Raw genomic sequence first — 18,030 nt, 5'->3', positions numbered from 1 at the left:
TGGCTGTATTTTTAAAAAATCTTCAGAAATTTAAAATCAAAACTTCCTCTTCAAATAAAACTGGTGATTGAACAAAGGTTGGAATTCATCTATTTCTTTCGTTTGAAATGAACTAAAAAAGTCTGTAAAAATCCTTTTTTAAAAAATATTGAAAAGATATTTTTATTATTGCTCAGAAAGTATTACTTTCGCCCACTAAATTAATAATACTAAAATTACATAACGAAAGATGGCAGTTCTTGAAAAAATTAGAAACCGTACAGTATTTCTCATCGTGATTATTGGGTTAGCGTTGTTTGCTTTTGTAATCTCTGACTTTATTGGTTCAGGAAGATTTAGCAATTCGCACCCCACAGAAGTAGGAACCGTTAACGGAGAAGATGTTTCTATTGATGCTTTCCGCTACCAAGTAGAAGCTACCATTCAAAATGCAAACGGACAGGCAAGTTCCATTGAAGCTGCAAAATACGTTTGGGAACAAAATGTTCGTAACATTCTTCTAAAACAACAATTTGAAAAATTAGGACTAAGTGTTGAAAAAGACCAAATCATTTCTATTCTATCAAAAAGCCCAATAGCTCAAAATCAAGAATTCACAAATGAATTTGGCGTTTTTGACTCATCAAAATTCATCAATTATTTAGCTACCCTAAAAGCAACTAATCCTCAGGCTTACCAACAATGGAAAATGCAAGAAGAAGCTCTTATTGAGGGAGCTAAGCAACAAATGTACTTCAGTTTGATACGTGGAGGATTGGGAGCTACTAATGCTGAAGCAGAAATTGCTTACCATCAAGAGCAAGACAAAGCAGATATAAAATTCGTGGCTTTGCAGTATAGCTCAATTCCTGATAGTACAATTACTGTAACTGATAGCGAAATAAAATCATACATTAACAAACACGAAAAACAATTCAAGCAAGAAACTTTCCGTAACATTCAATACATAGTTGTTAATGAAAAGGCTTCAGATAGTGATATTCAAGCAAGTAGAGAGGCTTTAAACAAATTGCTTTCTCCAGAAGTTGTTTTTAATAACCAAACAAATTCAAATGACACAATTGCAGGTTTTGCAAAAACGACAAAAATTCGTGAGTTTGTTGATAAACATTCTGATACTCCTTACGATTCTTTATTTGTGACTAAAGAACAACTATCTTCCAGTTATTCCGATACTTTATTCATACTTCCTATTGGAAAAGTTTTCGGACCATATGAAGATGGTGGTAGCTTGAAACTTTCTCGTATGATTGCCAAAGAAGCTAATGGAGCTGTAAAAGCAAGTCATATTTTAATTCCTTACACAGGAAGCCAAGCTGCAAACCAGAATGTTACACGTACTAAAGAAGAAGCTCAAGCAAAAGCCAAAGAAATATTAGCTCTTGCACAGGCCTCTGGTGCCGATTTTGCTGCGTTAGCAAGAGAAAATTCAGAAGAACCTGGAGCTGCTTATAGTGGAGGCGATTTAGGTTTTTTCACAAAAGGAAGAATGGTTAAACCTTTTGAAGAATTTGTTTTCTCAAATCCAACAGGGCATATCGGAATTGTTGAAACTGATTTTGGCGTTCACGTAGTGAGAATTGCAGAAAAGACTGATGCTGTGCAAATTGCAACCATCACACGCAAAATTGAACCTTCTGAAGCTACATTAAATGAGTTATTCTCAAAAGTTTCTAAGTTCGAAATTGACGCATTGGCTGATGTTAAAAATTTCAGTGAAGTTGCCAAAAAATCTGATTTATCTGTACTTCGTGCTGATAATCTTAAACAAAACGATGAGTATATCATAGGTTTAGGAAACAATCGTGCCATTGTACAATGGATTTTCCAAGAAGATAGCAAAGTAGGTGATATTCGTAAGTTTACTTCAGGAGGAAACTATATCGTGGCTCAACTTACCAAAAAAGGTGAAAAAGGAATTAGCTCTGTTCAAGACGCTTCTCCTATTGTAAAACCAATTTTAATCCGTCAGAAAAAAGCCGAAATTCTTGCTGAAAAAGCCAAAGGAAATTCATTAGATGCTATTGCTTCTGCAAACAAAGGTGAGGTAAAAACAGCTACAGGTTTATCAATGAACAATCCAACAATTATCGGTGAGGGACGTGAACCAAGAGTTGTAGGTACTGCCTTCTCTTTGAAACAAGGGCAGGTTTCTAAGCCTATTGAAGGAGAAAATGGCGTTTACGTAATTGAGGTTACTTCTACTACGAAAGCTCCTGCAATTGACAACTACAAATCATTTGCAAAAACTTTGGAGGGCTTAAAATTAAGCCGTGCATCAGAAGAAGTTTTGAATGCTCTTAAAAATTCAGCTGAGATAAAAGAAAATCTTAGTCTATTCTACTAAAAGATAATCAAAAAGCAAAAAAAGGAAGGTAAATTTACCTTCCTTTTTTATTTCGTGATATATTTTTATTACTAAAAATTTTTACATTTGCCAACCCAAATAAGTAACTAATGAAAATCATATCTTACAATGTAAATGGCGTACGTGCTGCAATGGCAAAAGGACTAACAGAATGGCTAAAAAATGCCAATCCTGATGTACTTTGTTTGCAGGAAATCAAAGCTTTGGAATCACAAATTGAAAAAACGGCTTTTGAAGATTTAGGATACAAATACCAATATTGGCATAGTGCCGAAAAAAAAGGATATAGCGGAGTTGCGATACTATCCAAAATAAAACCCAATCACGTTGAAGTAGGAAGTGGCATCAACTATATGGACACTGAAGGACGCATATTACGTGCTGACTTTGATACAGTTTCGGTAATGAGCCTTTACCTACCATCTGGCACAAACATTGAACGATTAGACTTCAAATTCACCTTTATGGATGATTTTCAAAACTATATCAACCAGCTAAAAGTATCACACCCAAACTTGGTAATCTGTGGTGATTATAATATATGTCATCAGGCTATTGATATTCACGACCCCATACGAAACGCCAATGTTTCTGGCTTCCTACCTGTGGAACGTGAATGGCTTGACAATTTTATAAAAAGTGGATTTATTGACAGCTTTCGTCACTTCAACAAAGAACCTCACAATTACTCGTGGTGGAGTTACCGTGCAAATGCTCGTAACAACAATAAAGGTTGGCGAATTGATTACAATTTAGTTGCACAACCTCTCGAAAATCGACTGCAACGAGCCTTAATTCTCCATGAAGCAAAACACAGCGACCATTGCCCCATTTTGGTGGAGATTGAAGATTAATATTCCAAGAAGAAGTCAAAAAAAGCGAGAGATAATCAATAGCAACGACTTCTTCTTGAAAATTATTGTAAATTCTTTGCTTCAATACTTAGCGTTGTATGAGGAACGGCCAACAAACGGCGTTTATCAATCAGTTTGCCTGTTACTCTACAAACCCCATAAGTTTTATTCTCTATACGAATAAGTGCATTTTTAAGGTCACGAATAAACTTCTCCTGACGAATTGCCAAAGTTGTGTTTTCTTCCTTACTTGTCACTTTCGAACCCTCTTCAAAAGCCTTAAAAGTAGGTGAGGTATCTTCCGTGCCATTAGTTGCACTATTCATATAAGCACTCTTAAGAAGCTCTAAATCTGCCTGAGCTTTTTTAATCTTTTCCTCGATAAGAACTTTGAATTCTTCTAATTCCTTATCGGAATACCTAACTCTGATGTTTTCTTCCATAATTATTTCCTATTTGTGTCGTTAAACATTTTCGATATGCCTCCCTAATTTCGGCAAAATAATAGTCCAAATCAAAATCGCTGGAATCAAAAAAATTAGAAAATCTACCGATTCCACATAAGCAAAAACCCCAACAACACTTCGGTTAAAACTACCAAATAACAAGCCCAATAAAGCTTTTTTGATAATCAACGAATTCCTAATTTTTAAGTCTTATTTCTTTATTTTATTGTAAAAATAATCTATTTAATTTTTAAAACAAACCCTTTCCTAATCTGATTATCACACTTTCTCCACGGAAATTTTCGTTACTATATCATCAAACCCAATAGGTTCGCCTGAAACATTTTCAGCAAACGTAAGTTCACTAGTAAGGGTTTCGCTTTTGATGTACTCCAAATTGTCCGAAACAGCCTCTTCAACGGCTTTTTGTTTTTGAATACAGATATTGATTTTATCCGTAACATCAAAACCGCTATCTTTTCGGATATTTTGAATACGATTCACCAGCTCACGAGCGATTCCTTCTTTTCTCAACTCGTCAGTGATATGAATATCCAAGGCTACCAACAAATTCCCTGAACTTGCCACAAGCCACCCCTCGATGTCTTGCGTGGTGATTTCTACATCTTCAATGCTTAAAGTTACATCTTTTTCTTCTAATTTTATAATAATTTCACGATTTTTTTCGATATTGTGAATATCTTCTTGCGTAAAATTCTGTATTTGAGCAACTACCAATTTCATATCTTTACCGAAACGAGGTCCCAAAGTTTTGAAATTTGGTTTAATTTGCTTCACTAAAATACCCGAAACATCTTCCAAAAGTTCAATTTCTTTAACGTTTACCTCCGATTTTATCAAATCGGCAACTGCCTCAATTTCCCTTTTTTCAGCTTCGTTTGATACAGGAATCATAATTTTTTGTAGCGGCTGACGCACCTTTATCATCTCTTTTTTACGAAGCGATAATACCAAAGATGAAATGTTTTGAGCTTTTTCCATTTTACTCTCCAACAACCTGTCAATAAACGATTTATCTGTTGTAGGGAAAATGGTTAAATGCACACTTTCTGCCGTTTCCTTTTGGGTTCCTGACACCAAATCTCTGTATAATACCTCTGCGTAAAACGGAGCTACCGGAGCCATTAGCTTTGCCACGTTCAGAAGACAAGTGTACAAGGTCTGATAAGCCGAAATCTTATCTTCCTCATATTCACCCTTCCAGAAACGTCTGCGACACAAACGCACATACCAGTTACTTAAATTCTCCTGAACAAAATCCGAAATTAAGCGAGTGGCACGCGTAGGCTCATAGTCGGCAAAAGCCTCATCAACCTTTTGGATAAGGGTATGAAGTTCCGACAAAATCCAACGGTCGATTTCAGGACGTTTTTCTAACGGAATTTCTTCTTCTTTGTATGTAAATCCATCAATATTAGCATATAAAGCAAAGAATGAATAGGTGTTGTAAAGCGTTCCAAAAAACTTACGACGAACTTCGGCAACGCCCTCCAAATCAAACTTTAAGTTATCCCACGGATTGGCATTGGAAATCATATACCAACGTGTGGCATCGGCTCCGTATTCTTCCAAAGTAGTGAAGGGGTCAATGGCATTGCCCAAACGTTTGGACATTTTTTGTCCGTTTTTATCCAAAACTAATCCATTGGAAACCACATTTTTGTATGAAATTCCATCGAAAACCAATCCTGCAATCGCGTGAAGCGTATAAAACCACCCGCGTGTTTGGTCAACTCCTTCGGCGATGAAATCAGCTGTTTTCCAAGTGTTTTCAACCATTTCTTTGTTTTCGAACGGATAATGCCATTGTGCGTAAGGCATCGCTCCCGAATCGAACCAAACGTCAATCAAATCACTTTCGCGTTTCATCGGTTTGCCCGATGCTGAAACCAAAATGATTTTATCTACCACGTTTTTATGTAAATCGATTTTTTCGTAATTCTCGTCAGACATATTTCCTACCTGGAAATCAGCAAAAATATCTTCTTTCATCAATCCTGCAGCGATAGACTTCTGAATTTCAGCCTTTAACTCTTCCACAGAACCAATGATAATTTCTTCTTTTTTGTCTTCAGTTCGCCAAATCGGAAGCGGAATTCCCCAATAACGGGAACGCGACAAATTCCAATCGTTGGCATTTTGTAACCAATTTCCGAAACGTCCTTCACCTGTAGCTTTGGGTTTCCAATTGATGTCTTTATTTAGGTCGAAAAGGCGGTCTTTCACGTCCGTAATTTTGATGAACCAAGAATCGAGCGGATAGTACAAAACGGGTTTGTCAGTTCGCCAACAATGCGGATACGAGTGGACGTATTTTTCCACCTTAAAAGCTTTATTTTCAGTTTTTAAGAGAATTACTAACTCTACGTCCCACGATTTTTCTGGTGCATCTTGGTCGTAATATTCGTTTTTGATGTATTTTCCGCTAAAAATTTCAGGAACATTTTTGCCTTTTACAAATCTGCCCTGTAAATCCACAAGCGGAACAAGATTATCGTTTTCATCTTTGATGAGCATTGGCGGAATCCCGTTTTCTTTGGCAACACGAGCATCATCAGTCCCAAAAGTCGGAGCGATGTGTACAATTCCTGTCCCATCTTCCGTAGTTACGAAATCACCTGTAATTACTCGGAAGGCTTGGTCAGCATTTTCCGCAGGACTAAACCACGGAATGAGTTGCTCATAAGTAGTACCCTCTAAATCAGAACCTTTGAATTCGGCAAGAATTTGATACGGAATTTTAGCGTGTTTCATCTCGCTGGTTTGCACAATTGCGACATTGATAATATCCAAAGCATCGTCTCTATTAGGAATTTCGTTCCATTTTTGCTCGATTCGGTCAAATATTTCAGAATTTCCACCTTCGGCAAATTTACTTCCAAATAGTTTTGACACTAAATCTTTTGCCAAAATTACATAAATCGGCTCGTAAGTGTATTGATTAAAAGTTTTAACCAGCACATAATCAATATTTTTACCCACTGCCAAAGCTGTGTTTGACGGAAGCGTCCAAGGGGTTGTTGTCCAAGCCAATATGAATACATTCTCACCTAAATCTTTGAATTGATTTATTAGTTGATATGAGAAATTTTTCACACGGAATTGAGCCACAATCGTAGTATCGGAAACATCACGATACGTACCTGGTTGGTTGAGTTCGTGAGAAGAAAGTCCTGTTCCTGCCTTTGGCGAATACGGCTGAATGGTGTAGCCCTTATATAGCAATCCTTTGTTGTAAATTTGCTTCAAAAGCCACCAAACCGACTCCATATATTTGGATTTGTAGGTAATATACGGACTTTCCATATCTACCCAATACCCCATTTTTTCGGTAAGGTCATTCCAAATATTGGTGTAACGCATTACGGCTTCTTTACAAGCCTTGTTGTAGTCTTCCACCGAAATTTTCTTTCCGATATCTTCTTTGGTGATGCCCAATTCTTTTTCCACGCCAAGCTCCACAGGAAGTCCGTGCGTATCCCAACCTGCTTTTCGTCTTACTTGAAATCCTTTTTGAGTTTTATAACGGCAGAAAATATCCTTAATCGTACGTGCCATTACGTGATGAATGCCCGGAAGCCCATTTGCCGAAGGCGGACCTTCAAAAAATACAAACGGCTCTTTGTCCTCACGCGTTTCAATACTTTTTTCAAAAATATTATTTTCTTGCCAATATGTAAGTATCTCTTTGGCAACGACTGATAAATCTAAGTTTTTGTGCTCTGTGAATTTCATTTCCAAAACTTATAAATTACTAAAAGAAAAACAATAGTACGAATTTTTATACTATTAACTACTTTTTTAAATGTGCGAATTTAAGAAAAAATATGGAATAACGACCAAATCTTTTCCTATTTATTTTAATTTGAATTACCTTTTTCTCCAGAAAAATGTTTCCACATCGAAATTAAATAAAAAAGTTGCTCAAAAAAGATATTTTGAACAACTTTATATTTTTCTATTTTTTAATTATCAAATAATATCAAATCCTGTATATTTTCGAAGCACTTCAGGCACAACTATACCTTCTTCGGTTTGATAATTTTCTAAAATCCCTGCCAAAACACGTGGCAAAGCCAACGAACTTCCGTTAAGTGTATGAGCTAATTTATTCTTCCCGTCAGAATCTTTATAGCGTAACTTCAATCGATTAGCCTGATACGTTTCAAAATTAGATACCGAACTGATTTCCAACCACTTTTGCTGAGCTGTCGAATACACTTCAAAATCATAAGTTAAAGCAGATGTAAAGCCTAAATCTCCTCCGCAAAGTCGCAAAATTCGGTAAGGCAACTTTAGCTCATTGAGGATTGATTTTACGTGTTCTACCATTCCTTCTAAAGCTTTGTACGAATTATCGGGGTGTTCTACACGAACGATTTCAACCTTGTCAAATTGGTGCAAACGATTCAATCCACGAACGTGAGCTCCATAACTTCCAGCCTCCCGACGGAAACAAGGCGTGTAAGCCGTGCAACAAATAGGAAGTTCATTTTCAGAAACTAACACATCTCTAAAAAAATTAGTTACTGGAACCTCAGCAGTAGGAATTAAATACAAATCATCTATACCAATATGATACATTTGTCCTTCTTTATCAGGAAGTTGACCTGTTCCAAATCCTGAAGCTTCATTCACAACGTGTGGCACTTGAAATTCCTGATAACCGGCTTCAGTATTTTTGTCCAAAAAGTAGGTAATTAAAGCTCGTTGCAACTTAGCTCCTTTTCCTTTATAAACAGGAAAACCCGCTCCTGTAATCTTCACACCTAACTCAAAATCAATTATATCGTACTTTTTGGCCAACTCCCAATGGGGCAGAGCATTCTCGCCTAAATTAGGAACTTCTCCAGCCTGAAAAACTACTTCATTATCCGTTTCAGAAGTACCAAAAGGAACTAACTCATTAGGAATATTAGGAATACGATATAATAAATCGTTTAATTTTTCTGAAATTTCTGCAAGGTTATCGGATAAAGTTTTTGATTTATCTTTCAACTCCACCGTTTTCTCTTTCAAAGAATTAGCTTCAGACACTTTGCCTGACTTAAATAACATTCCTATTTCCTTTGAAATTGCGTTCGATTCTGCTAACACATTATCTAACTCAACTTGTGTAGCTCTACGTTTTTCGTCTAAATCAATTACTGAATCTATAATGTGTAAATCCTTGAAATTTCTCTTTTTGAGTCCCTCTAAAACGACATTTTTATTTTCTCTGACAAAGGTAAGTTGCAACATATCAATTATATTTTATCTGTTTTTGAAAGACAAAATTACAATAATATTTCACAAAGGCAAAAAAAGTATTTTTATGATACATTTTCTGTACCATAAATAACTTGGTCACATCTTCTGTTAGAAAGTTAAAATATCTTCTTCAAAAACAAAACCAATGAAAAAAACTATTATTTTTGCACAACACATAATAATTTTCATAGGGGTATTATTGATATTTGATATATTATTTCTACATTTGCCCCCATAAAACACACCACATATGCCAAATTTACGTTTTAACGCTTTAAAAGAAGTAGGACTAAGAAAACCTGTTGTAATTACTGAAAAAGGAAAACGTTCTGAGCTTTTCGGAAAAAATGTTTTCAATGAAGAGGCTATGCGTCAGTTTATGACAAGTGAAGCCTTTGAAAGTGTAATGAATTCCATTCATTATGGAATAAAAATTGACCGCAAAGTTGCCGACCAAGTTGCTGCGGCTATGCGTGATTGGGCAATTTCCAAAGGAGCAACTCACTATACACATTGGTTTCAGCCCTTAACAGGAACTACTGCCGAAAAACACGATGCCTTTTTTGAGCCTGTAGGAAGAGGTAAAGCCATCGAAAAATTTGGAGGAGGACAATTAGTACAGCAAGAATCAGATGCTTCGAGCTTTCCTAATGGAGGAATTCGAAATACTTTTGAAGCTCGTGGTTATACCGCTTGGGACCCGTCCTCTCCCCCATTCGTTTACGGAACTACTCTCTGTATACCAACAATCTTCATTTCTTACACAGGAGAAGCTCTTGATAATAAAACACCTTTATTAAAAGCTATGGCTGCCATCGACCAAGCGGCCACAGAGGTAGCCAAATACTTTGACAAAAATGTGACGAAAGTTACCCCAACTTTGGGTTGGGAACAGGAATACTTCTTGGTAGATAAGGCTTTAGCAAACACACGTCCTGACCTTATACTTGCTGGACGTACGCTTTTGGGGCAACAAGCTGCTAAAGGGCAACAACTTGACGACCATTACTTCGGTTCAATTCCCGATAGAGTATTAAGCTATATGCGTGATTTAGAACACGAATGTTTACTACTGGGAATTCCTGCAAAAACAAGACACAACGAAGTTGCTCCCAACCAGTTTGAACTAGCTCCCATCTTTGAAGAAGCTAATCTGGCGGTTGACCAAAATTCTCTTTTGATGGACGTTATGAACAAAGTCGCTGAGCGTCATAACTTTGTGGTTCTTTTCCACGAAAAACCTTTCGCTGGAGTAAATGGTTCAGGAAAGCACAACAACTGGTCATTAGCCACTGACACTGGCGTAAACTTACTTGCCCCAGGAAAAACACCAATGAAAAACTTGCAGTTTTTAACCTTCTTCATTTGTACGATAAAAGCTGTTTGCGAATATGAAGAACTACTCAGAGCTTCTGTAGCTTCAGCGAGTAATGACCACCGCTTGGGAGCGAATGAGGCTCCTCCTGCTATTGTTTCCGTATTCATTGGCGAACAGCTTACTAAAGTTTTAGATGAGTTAGAGGACGTTTCTACAGGAAAACTTTCTCCAGAAGAAAAAACAGACTTGAAGCTTAACGTTGTAGGTAAAATTCCTGATTTATTCTTGGATAATACTGACAGAAACCGAACTTCTTCCTTTGCTTTTACTGGAAATAAATTTGAGTTTCGTGCAGTAGGTTCTAAAGCAAACTGCGGAAAACCGATGGCTATCATCAATACAATTGTCGCCAAACAACTTATCGAATTCAAAAAAGAAGTAGACCACTTAATCGATAATAAAGGACTTAAAAAGGACGAAGCCATTTTCAACGCATTACGAGAATATATCAAACAATCGAAAAAAATCCGTTTTGAAGGAGATGGATACAGCGAGGCTTGGGAAAAAGAAGCTGCAAAAAGAGGGCTGAGTAATAACAAAACAACCCCCGAAGCACTAAAAGCAAATATTTCGGAAAAAGCAATCGCCTTATTTGAAGAAATGAAAGTGATGACCCGAGTTGAAATTGAAGCTCGTTACGAAATTGAATTGGAAGAATACACCAAAAACATCCAAATTGAAGGTCGTTTAATCGGAGATATTGCTCGAAATCACGTAGTTCCAACAGCCGTAAGATACCAAAACACGCTAATTGAAAATGTAAAAGGTTTGAAAGAAATCTTTGGAAATGACTATCAAGGAGTTGCTGATGAACAAATAGAATTAATCAAACGCATATCAAATCATATAAAAATGATTCACAGCAAAGTAGACGCAATGATTGAGGCTCGAAAAGAAGCAAACAAACTCATTTCTGCCGAAGAAAAAGCTGATGCTTATTGCAATAAAGTAAAACCATTTTTCGATGAAATTCGTTACCATTGTGATAAATTAGAAACAATGGTTGATGACGAATTGTGGACACTTACTAAATATCGTGAGTTATTATTCACAAACTAAAATCCCTTCAAAAAGCACTTTTTTTCAAAGTGCTTTTTTATCTTCCTAAATTATTTTCTAAGATTTTTTGTATTCCTAAATCTTTCCCAAATCTTCAGATACTTTTGCTCCTGTAAACAAATAAATACTTTTTTATCGTATGAAAAATTTTAGAAAAATCACAACCTTATTAGTTGCTTTATTCACTGTAACATTTGCTTCTGCACAAGACGACAGATTTATTTCTTTCAGCCAATTACCTGCAAAAGCACAATCTTTCATTAAAGAATATTTTTCAGAAGAAAATATAGCTTCTGTTTGGGTGGATACAGATTATTTAGTTAAGAAAGAATACACCGTTGTTTTCAATGATGGTTCAGAAGTAGAATTTTATTCAAATGGAGATTGGGAAGAAGTAAAATCAAGAACTAGTGAAGTTCCAGCGAAAATTATACCTTCTGGAGTAGCTCAACACGTACAGAGAAACTTTCCGAATACTTTTGTGAAAGAAATAAAAAAACGCAAATATGGATATGAAGTTGAACTTTCTAACGGACTTGATTTAGAATTCAATCGTGCTGGAAAATTCTTAAGAATTGATGATTAAGCTTATTCAATAAACAAATTTGACTTATGAAAAAAACTATACTTTGCCTATTCATTGCAATATCATTTTTAGTTTCTTGTAACGACAACGATAGCAGAAATTTAAGTTTCAATAACTTACCTAATGAAGGACAATCATTTATTACTGAGCACTTCTCTGATCTTAAAATTTCTCAATCTATGAGAGATGATGACGGAAGTTACGATGTTCGATTTACAAATGGAACAGAAATTGATTTTGATGCACAAGGAAGATGGACAAGTGTAAAGGCATCTGATAGACAAGCTCTTTTACACACGTCGTTCATTCCCAACGCGATTACTTCATACATAACTCAGAACTATCCAAAAAATGCAATAAATAGCATTGAGAGAATAGCAACAGGATATGAAGTAGAGCTTTTGGGCTTAACTCAAGAACTGATATTTGATAAAAACGGAAACTTCGTAAGGCTAAATAAATAAGAAATTATATTTTAAAAAATTTAAATTACATAATTATGAGAAAACTTTTTTCGAAACTAGCAATTATTGCTCTCGCAACATCTCTGATGGCTTATTCTTGTGAGAAGGACGATTTGATTCCTCACAACAATTTGCCTAACACAGCACAATCATTCATAAGTAAATACTTTAATGGTGCTAATGTTGTTAAAACAGAAACCGAGAGTAACGGAAGATACTCTGTTGATTTATCCAATGGAGTAGAAGTTGATTTCGATGCAAATGGAAATTGGACTAAAGTTGATGCACGTGATGGACAAGCCTTGTCTGCAGTAGTAACTTCAATGGATTTCATTCCTCAAAGCATCATTAACCACGTAACAACTACTTATCCTAAAAATGCCATCAATAGCATTGAGAAGAAAAAAACAGGTTACGAGGTAGACCTTGTAGGAGTTGAAAAAGACATCTATTTTGATGTTAATGGACAACCTATATCTTCTGGAACAGGTAACAACGGTGGAAACGGGAATACTGGAACAGGCAACACAACCATTGTAGGAACAGTTCCTCAAGTTGTTCAAACTAAAGCTAATGAATTTTTGAAAACGTATTTCGCTTCGATTGCTATTACCAAAATTGAAGTAGAATCTAATAAAGTAGATTACGATTTAGCTAATGATGTTGATGTTGATTTTGACCTGAATGGTAATTGGATAAACGTTGATGCTCGTGATGGACAAGCTTTGTCAAACACAGCTTTCATTCCTCAAAATATTATTAATCACCTGAGAACAGCATATCCTAATAATACTATCAACGGAATTGAAAAAACTGTTACAGGTTACGAAGTAGAATTAGTTGGAATCAAAAATGATATTCACTTCAACGCTAACGGACAACCTATTGGTTCAGGTAACAACAACGGAGGAAACGGAAACGCTGGAACAGGTAATACAACCATTATAGGAACAATTCCTCAAGTTGTTCAAACAAATGCCAATAACTTCTTAGCTACTCACTTCCCTTCAATTGCTATTAAAAAAATTGAGGTAGAATCTAACAAAGTAGAGTACGACTTAGTTAACGGTGTTGACATTGATTTTGACCTAAATGGTAATTGGATAAACGTTGATGCTCCTGACAGACAATCTATTCCAACAGGATTCATTCCTGCTGCAATAAGAAGATACGTACAAGCAAATTACTCGAGATACGCTTTCAACAGCATTGAAAAGAAAGCCTATTCTTACGAGGTAGAACTTGTAGGATTTCACAAAGACTTAATTTTTGATTTGAATGGCAACTTCATAAGATTAGAATAACAAAACGAAAAAGCCCTCAGAATTCTGAGGGCTTTTTTTATTTACTATTGATTATTTCTTTACTTTTATTAGAAAACATAACAGAAAAGCTACTACTGAAACTACAAGTCCTGTTGAAAACACATAAATACCCGCATCTTCATTGAACGTATCTTTCAAAAAAGCTGTAGTTAGTGTACCTATCAAACCTCCTATTCCCCAACCTGTTAGCATTTTTCCATACATTTTAGACATATTTGCTTTTCCAAATTCATCTCTCACAAGAGAAGGTAGTATTCCAAAACCTCCACCATAACAAAGGAGAACCAAACACACCAAGACCGAAAATAAAATCACATTTTGTGTAAAAATCAGTAAGATAAAACAAACTATTTCAAGTCCTATAAGCATTCTGAACGTATTGATACGCCCCATTTTATCCGACAAACTTGCCCAAAGAAGACGCCCAATTCCATTGAAAAATGCGCTTACAGCTATTAAAGTAGCTCCAGCTTGTACCAAGTACTCTTTATCAACCTGTTCTTCTTTTTGAATAAGCTCCTGAAGAAGAGGCGATTGAAAAGACAGAAAAATCATTCCTACAATAATATTCAATGTGAAAATCGTCCATATCAAAATTGTTTTTCTACTTGAATTCTCTGTTTCAATGACTTCCTTCTTTTCACAAACCACCTCATTTTGAGGAGGAAACTTTAAGAACACTCCTAATAAAGGAATTGCTACCAAAAATAAAATTCCTGAATACCGGAAACTCAAAGCAACATTTTTTTCTGTCAATTCAAAGAAAATTGGAGCTAATATTTTGGACATCATAAAAGCTCCTAAACCAAAACCCATCACCACCATTCCTGTGGCTAATCCTTGATTTTTGCTAAACCATCGGCTAACTACCGCAACTGGAGTTACATACGCAAGTCCTAAGCCACAGCCTCCTATTACTCCAAAACAAAGATAAAACAACCATAAATTCACACTTCCCAAAGCATATGAAGCTAAAATATATCCTAATCCGAACAAAATTCCTCCTATAATCGTCAGTTTTTGAGGTCCGTAAACTTCCAATTTTCGTCCTGCCCACGAGGCAGTAATCCCCAACGTCAGAATTGTTAAGCTGAAAGCCATCGTCGTTTCGGTATTATTCCAATTGGTGTTTTCCATTATTGGAACTTGAAAAAAACTCCAAGCATAAACTGTCCCTAAAAATAAATGAATTAACGTACCAATAATTGCTGTTTTCCAAGAGTTTGACATAATATTTGCTTTTTAATTTTACAAAAAAATAAACCACGAACTGAACTTTTCAACTCGTGGTTTTGGTTATTTCTATTTTACTCTTACTACAAAATAATTTTTCTTTCCCCTTTGAAGTAAAATAAATTGATTATTTATTAAATCTTTCTGTGTAACGATATAATTATCAGAAGCCTTTTCCTTATTGACTGAAATTGAGTTTTCTTTCAATGCCCTACGAGCTTCAGAATTACTTTTTATAAACTCCGTCTTAGCAGAAAGTATGGCTATCATATCCAGTCCGTTTTCGATATCTGAACGGGAGACTTCAGCCTGTGGAACTCCATCAAAAACATCAAGAAAAGTTTGTTCGTCTAATTTCTTTAAATCTTCTGAAGTTGAATTTCCAAACAAGATTTTTGATGCTTGAATGGCTTTCTCCAATTCTTCTTTTCCGTGAACTAAAATCGTAATTTCCTCAGCCAGTTTACTTTGCAACAGACGTAAATGAGGAGCCTCTTTATGTCCTGCAGTTAAACTTTCTATTTCTTCTTTGGAAAGCATCGTAAATATTTTAATGTATCGCTCAGCGTCTTCGTCAGAAGTATTTATCCAATATTGATAAAACTTGTAAGGCGAAGTTTTCTCTGGGTCGAGCCAAATATTTCCTCCTTCAGATTTTCCGAATTTTGTTCCATCGGCTTTGGTAATCAACGGACAAGTCATAGCAAAGGCTTTCCCTCCTGCAATTCTACGAATCATTTCTGTACCTGTGGTGATATTGCCCCATTGGTCGGACCCTCCCATTTGAAGTGTACAATTTTTCTCTCGGAAAAGGTGCAAAAAGTCGTAACCTTGAATTAACTGGTATGAAAATTCAGTGAACGACATTCCGTCCGTATTTTCACTCGGATCGAAACGCTTTTTCACAGAATCTTTTGCCATCATATAATTAACCGTAATATGCTTACCAATATCGCGAATAAAAGATAAAAACGAAAAATTCTTCATCCAATCGTAGTTATTCACAAGCTCTGCTTTGTTAGGTTCTTTGCTTTCAAAATCCAAGAATTTTGCCAATTGTTTTTTTATTCCCTCGATATTATGAGCTAGAACTTCTTCTGTAAGTAAATTTCTCTCAACTGACTTTCCCGATGGGTCGCCTATCATTCCTGTAGCTCCTCCTACCAAAGCATAAGGTTTGTGCCCGCAATTTTGGAAATGTCTGAGAATCATCACTCCCACAAGATGTCCTATATGAAGCGAATCTGCAGTTGGGTCAATCCCCACATACGCCGAACGAATTCCTTCCAATAAATGTTGCTCTGTTTCAGGCATTATATCCTGAATCATTCCACGCCATTGTAATTCTTGTACAAAATTTTTCATTATTTTCAATTTCAAAAATGTGCGCAAAGATAGGTAAAAGAACTATTAAAAAGTATGATTTCTTTCAAAAAAATAGTATACGAATTGTTGAAAGTTTATTTACAGAAACGAAAATTACTTCCGTCTTGTTTCTCGCTTCCCGTAAAGAAATAGAAAAAGTGAAAAGTAACCCTCATTACTTTTCACTTTTTTCAAAAGATTAATTTTAAAATTTATTTATAACCTTCTGTTTGTTTAAGCTCTGGGTCATTTGCAATCATTCCTTCTGAAATAGAATAGTAAATTTTGTAAGATTCAGAAGCTTTCATCGTAGGCACTTCATCAAATAAATGATTATCACCAGCTCTGACCAAATCCCACCATCGTTTACCTTCTCCAACGAACTCTTTTAAACGCTCATCAAGAATAACTTTAGCATTCGCAGATTTATTAGCATTTGTGTAACCGTGAGTGGCAACATTGTAAGTATTACCGTAAGCACGTTCACGTATTTTATTAATTTCTGGAGAAGGATCTTCTCCTAAATGATTTTTGGCCTCGGCAAGTAATAACACTACATCAGCATAACGATATAAAGGCACATTATTCCAGCTTCGACGTAATCCAGTTTCAACAACTCCCAAAAATTTGTTTAAAACCGTACCTATCAATTTCTTAGCTGTTTTGTCCGAATAAATTCCCATAAAGGTTTTACTTCTTTGATCTTGTAAATCAGCTTTTAGAAAATCAAATACTTTCGCACTTGCTCCATAACGGCTACCTCCATTGAGTGTAAAATTATCAAGGAGATTACCCTCGTCATCAAACTTTCCTTTGATGTCTACTTGACGAGCAGTCATAGAAGAATAAAAGTTATTTGCCTGATCTTCTTGATAATCCAAAGCAAAAATAAATTCGTTATTTCCTTCTTTAGCCTGTCCCCACAAATCTTCATAATTAACCAATGAATATCCTGTAACAGATTCCAATGCTGTTTTAGCGACTTCAAAATCAGCGCTCCCTCCACCTAATACCTTTCCTGACCACAAGTATACATCACCTTTGAGGGTTAACGTTGCAGCTTTTGACCAGTAAATATTTTTGTTGAGCCACTTTGAATTATCTGTATTAAAAAATTCAAGTGATTTTTCAATATCCGATTTTACTAATGCTAAAACATCTTCTTTAGGAGAACGTTTCTTTTTCAAAGATTCTAAAGATGCTACCTTGGTTAAAGGTTCAGTAGCGATAGGCACTTCTCCCCAAGCTTTAAGCATCGTATAATAGACATATGCACGTATGCCGTACATTTGTCCCATCATATGATTTCGTTGCTCTTGGTTAGAGGCAGGAACCGTAGGTGCATTTTTAATAAAATCATTGATTTTATGTATTAAAGAATAGAATTCAGCCCAGTTTCCATAATGAACTCTAGTTACACTTACGTCATTCTTAATGAGTTCAGCACTAAAAGGAGATTCAATTGTGGTACCTCCCCAAATATCAGAACGCAATTCCCCCATTCCCCAAAAGGTATTATCGTACCCTCTAAGATGCGGGTAAATACCTATGTGAGCCGCATTAACTGCCTCTTCAGTAGTCCAATAACCACTGTGACGTAAAGAACTTTCAGGTTTTAAGTCTAATTCACAACTGCTAAATGTGAATACCAATGCTATGATAAATACTATTTTTTTCATCT

The 18,030-nt window shown here is 35.8% G+C and carries 13 protein-coding genes; 6 read left to right on the top strand and 7 right to left on the bottom strand.

Features of this window, described 5'->3' with window-relative positions:
- Window positions 1-229 precede the first annotated feature (229 nt).
- Together CGC48_RS08075 and CGC48_RS08070 are read left to right on the top strand one after the other, a co-directional pair.
- Complete coding sequence (locus CGC48_RS08075; protein ID WP_098029176.1) at window positions 230-2,347, top strand: peptidylprolyl isomerase; 2,118 nt, start codon at window positions 230-232, stop codon at window positions 2,345-2,347.
- A 110-nt stretch (window positions 2,348-2,457) separates the two neighbouring features.
- A complete protein-coding gene (locus CGC48_RS08070) occupies window positions 2,458-3,222 on the top strand; it encodes an exodeoxyribonuclease III (protein ID WP_098029175.1) in 765 nt (254 codons plus the stop codon).
- A gap of 62 nt (window positions 3,223-3,284) precedes the next feature.
- Here CGC48_RS08070 and CGC48_RS08065 read toward each other — a convergent pair whose 3' ends face one another.
- From CGC48_RS08065 to serS, 4 genes are all read right to left on the bottom strand, one after another.
- Window positions 3,285-3,665 carry a TraR/DksA family transcriptional regulator gene (locus CGC48_RS08065; protein WP_018279263.1) on the bottom strand — a complete coding sequence of 127 codons (381 nt, stop codon included), beginning with the start codon at window positions 3,663-3,665 and terminating at the stop codon, window positions 3,285-3,287.
- Between the two features lie 21 nt (window positions 3,666-3,686).
- Window positions 3,687-3,857, bottom strand: a complete 171-nt coding sequence (locus CGC48_RS11750) for a hypothetical protein (protein WP_157909892.1) — start codon at window positions 3,855-3,857, stop codon at window positions 3,687-3,689.
- 90 nt (window positions 3,858-3,947) lie between these two features.
- Complete coding sequence (gene ileS / locus CGC48_RS08060; protein WP_098029174.1) at window positions 3,948-7,424, bottom strand: isoleucine--tRNA ligase; 3,477 nt, start codon at window positions 7,422-7,424, stop codon at window positions 3,948-3,950.
- Window positions 7,425-7,661: 237 nt separating this feature from the next.
- The gene (gene serS, locus CGC48_RS08055; RefSeq protein WP_098029173.1) at window positions 7,662-8,930 is read right to left on the bottom strand and encodes a serine--tRNA ligase; all 1,269 of its coding nucleotides are present in this window, start codon (window positions 8,928-8,930) and stop codon (window positions 7,662-7,664) included.
- 259 nt (window positions 8,931-9,189) lie between these two features.
- On the opposite strand from serS, the gene CGC48_RS08050 reads away from it, so the two are divergent.
- The 4 genes from CGC48_RS08050 (at window position 9,190) to CGC48_RS08035 (ending at window position 13,730) form a co-directional block, all read left to right on the top strand.
- Window positions 9,190-11,376 (top strand): glutamine synthetase III family protein, encoded by a 2,187-nt coding sequence (locus tag CGC48_RS08050; protein WP_018279266.1) that lies wholly within the window; start codon window positions 9,190-9,192, stop codon window positions 11,374-11,376.
- A gap of 139 nt (window positions 11,377-11,515) precedes the next feature.
- Window positions 11,516-11,962 (top strand): PepSY-like domain-containing protein, encoded by a 447-nt coding sequence (locus tag CGC48_RS08045; RefSeq protein WP_098029172.1) that lies wholly within the window; start codon window positions 11,516-11,518, stop codon window positions 11,960-11,962.
- 26 nt (window positions 11,963-11,988) lie between these two features.
- The gene (locus CGC48_RS08040) at window positions 11,989-12,426 is read left to right on the top strand and encodes a PepSY-like domain-containing protein (protein ID WP_098029171.1); all 438 of its coding nucleotides are present in this window, start codon (window positions 11,989-11,991) and stop codon (window positions 12,424-12,426) included.
- A gap of 35 nt (window positions 12,427-12,461) precedes the next feature.
- Complete coding sequence (locus CGC48_RS08035; RefSeq protein ID WP_098029170.1) at window positions 12,462-13,730, top strand: PepSY-like domain-containing protein; 1,269 nt, start codon at window positions 12,462-12,464, stop codon at window positions 13,728-13,730.
- Between the two features lie 51 nt (window positions 13,731-13,781).
- On the opposite strand, the gene CGC48_RS08030 is transcribed toward CGC48_RS08035, so the two are convergent.
- The 3 genes from CGC48_RS08030 to CGC48_RS08015 all read right to left on the bottom strand — a co-directional run bounded on the left by CGC48_RS08030 (window position 13,782) and on the right by CGC48_RS08015 (window position 18,028).
- Window positions 13,782-14,981 carry an OFA family MFS transporter gene (locus tag CGC48_RS08030; RefSeq protein WP_018279270.1) on the bottom strand — a complete coding sequence of 400 codons (1,200 nt, stop codon included), beginning with the start codon at window positions 14,979-14,981 and terminating at the stop codon, window positions 13,782-13,784.
- A 72-nt stretch (window positions 14,982-15,053) separates the two neighbouring features.
- Entirely contained in the window at window positions 15,054-16,349 is a 1,296-nt protein-coding gene (tyrS, locus tag CGC48_RS08025) for a tyrosine--tRNA ligase (RefSeq protein WP_098029169.1), read from the bottom strand.
- A 212-nt stretch (window positions 16,350-16,561) separates the two neighbouring features.
- Window positions 16,562-18,028 (bottom strand): RagB/SusD family nutrient uptake outer membrane protein, encoded by a 1,467-nt coding sequence (locus tag CGC48_RS08015; protein ID WP_098029167.1) that lies wholly within the window; start codon window positions 18,026-18,028, stop codon window positions 16,562-16,564.
- Between the last annotated feature and the right edge of the window lie 2 nt (window positions 18,029-18,030).

The organism is Capnocytophaga cynodegmi, assembly GCF_002302475.1.
Taxonomy (GTDB): Bacteria; Bacteroidota; Bacteroidia; order Flavobacteriales; family Flavobacteriaceae; genus Capnocytophaga; species Capnocytophaga cynodegmi.
The sequence above is the reverse complement of the archived record's forward strand: the minus strand, read 5'-3'. Positions and strand labels throughout refer to the sequence as shown.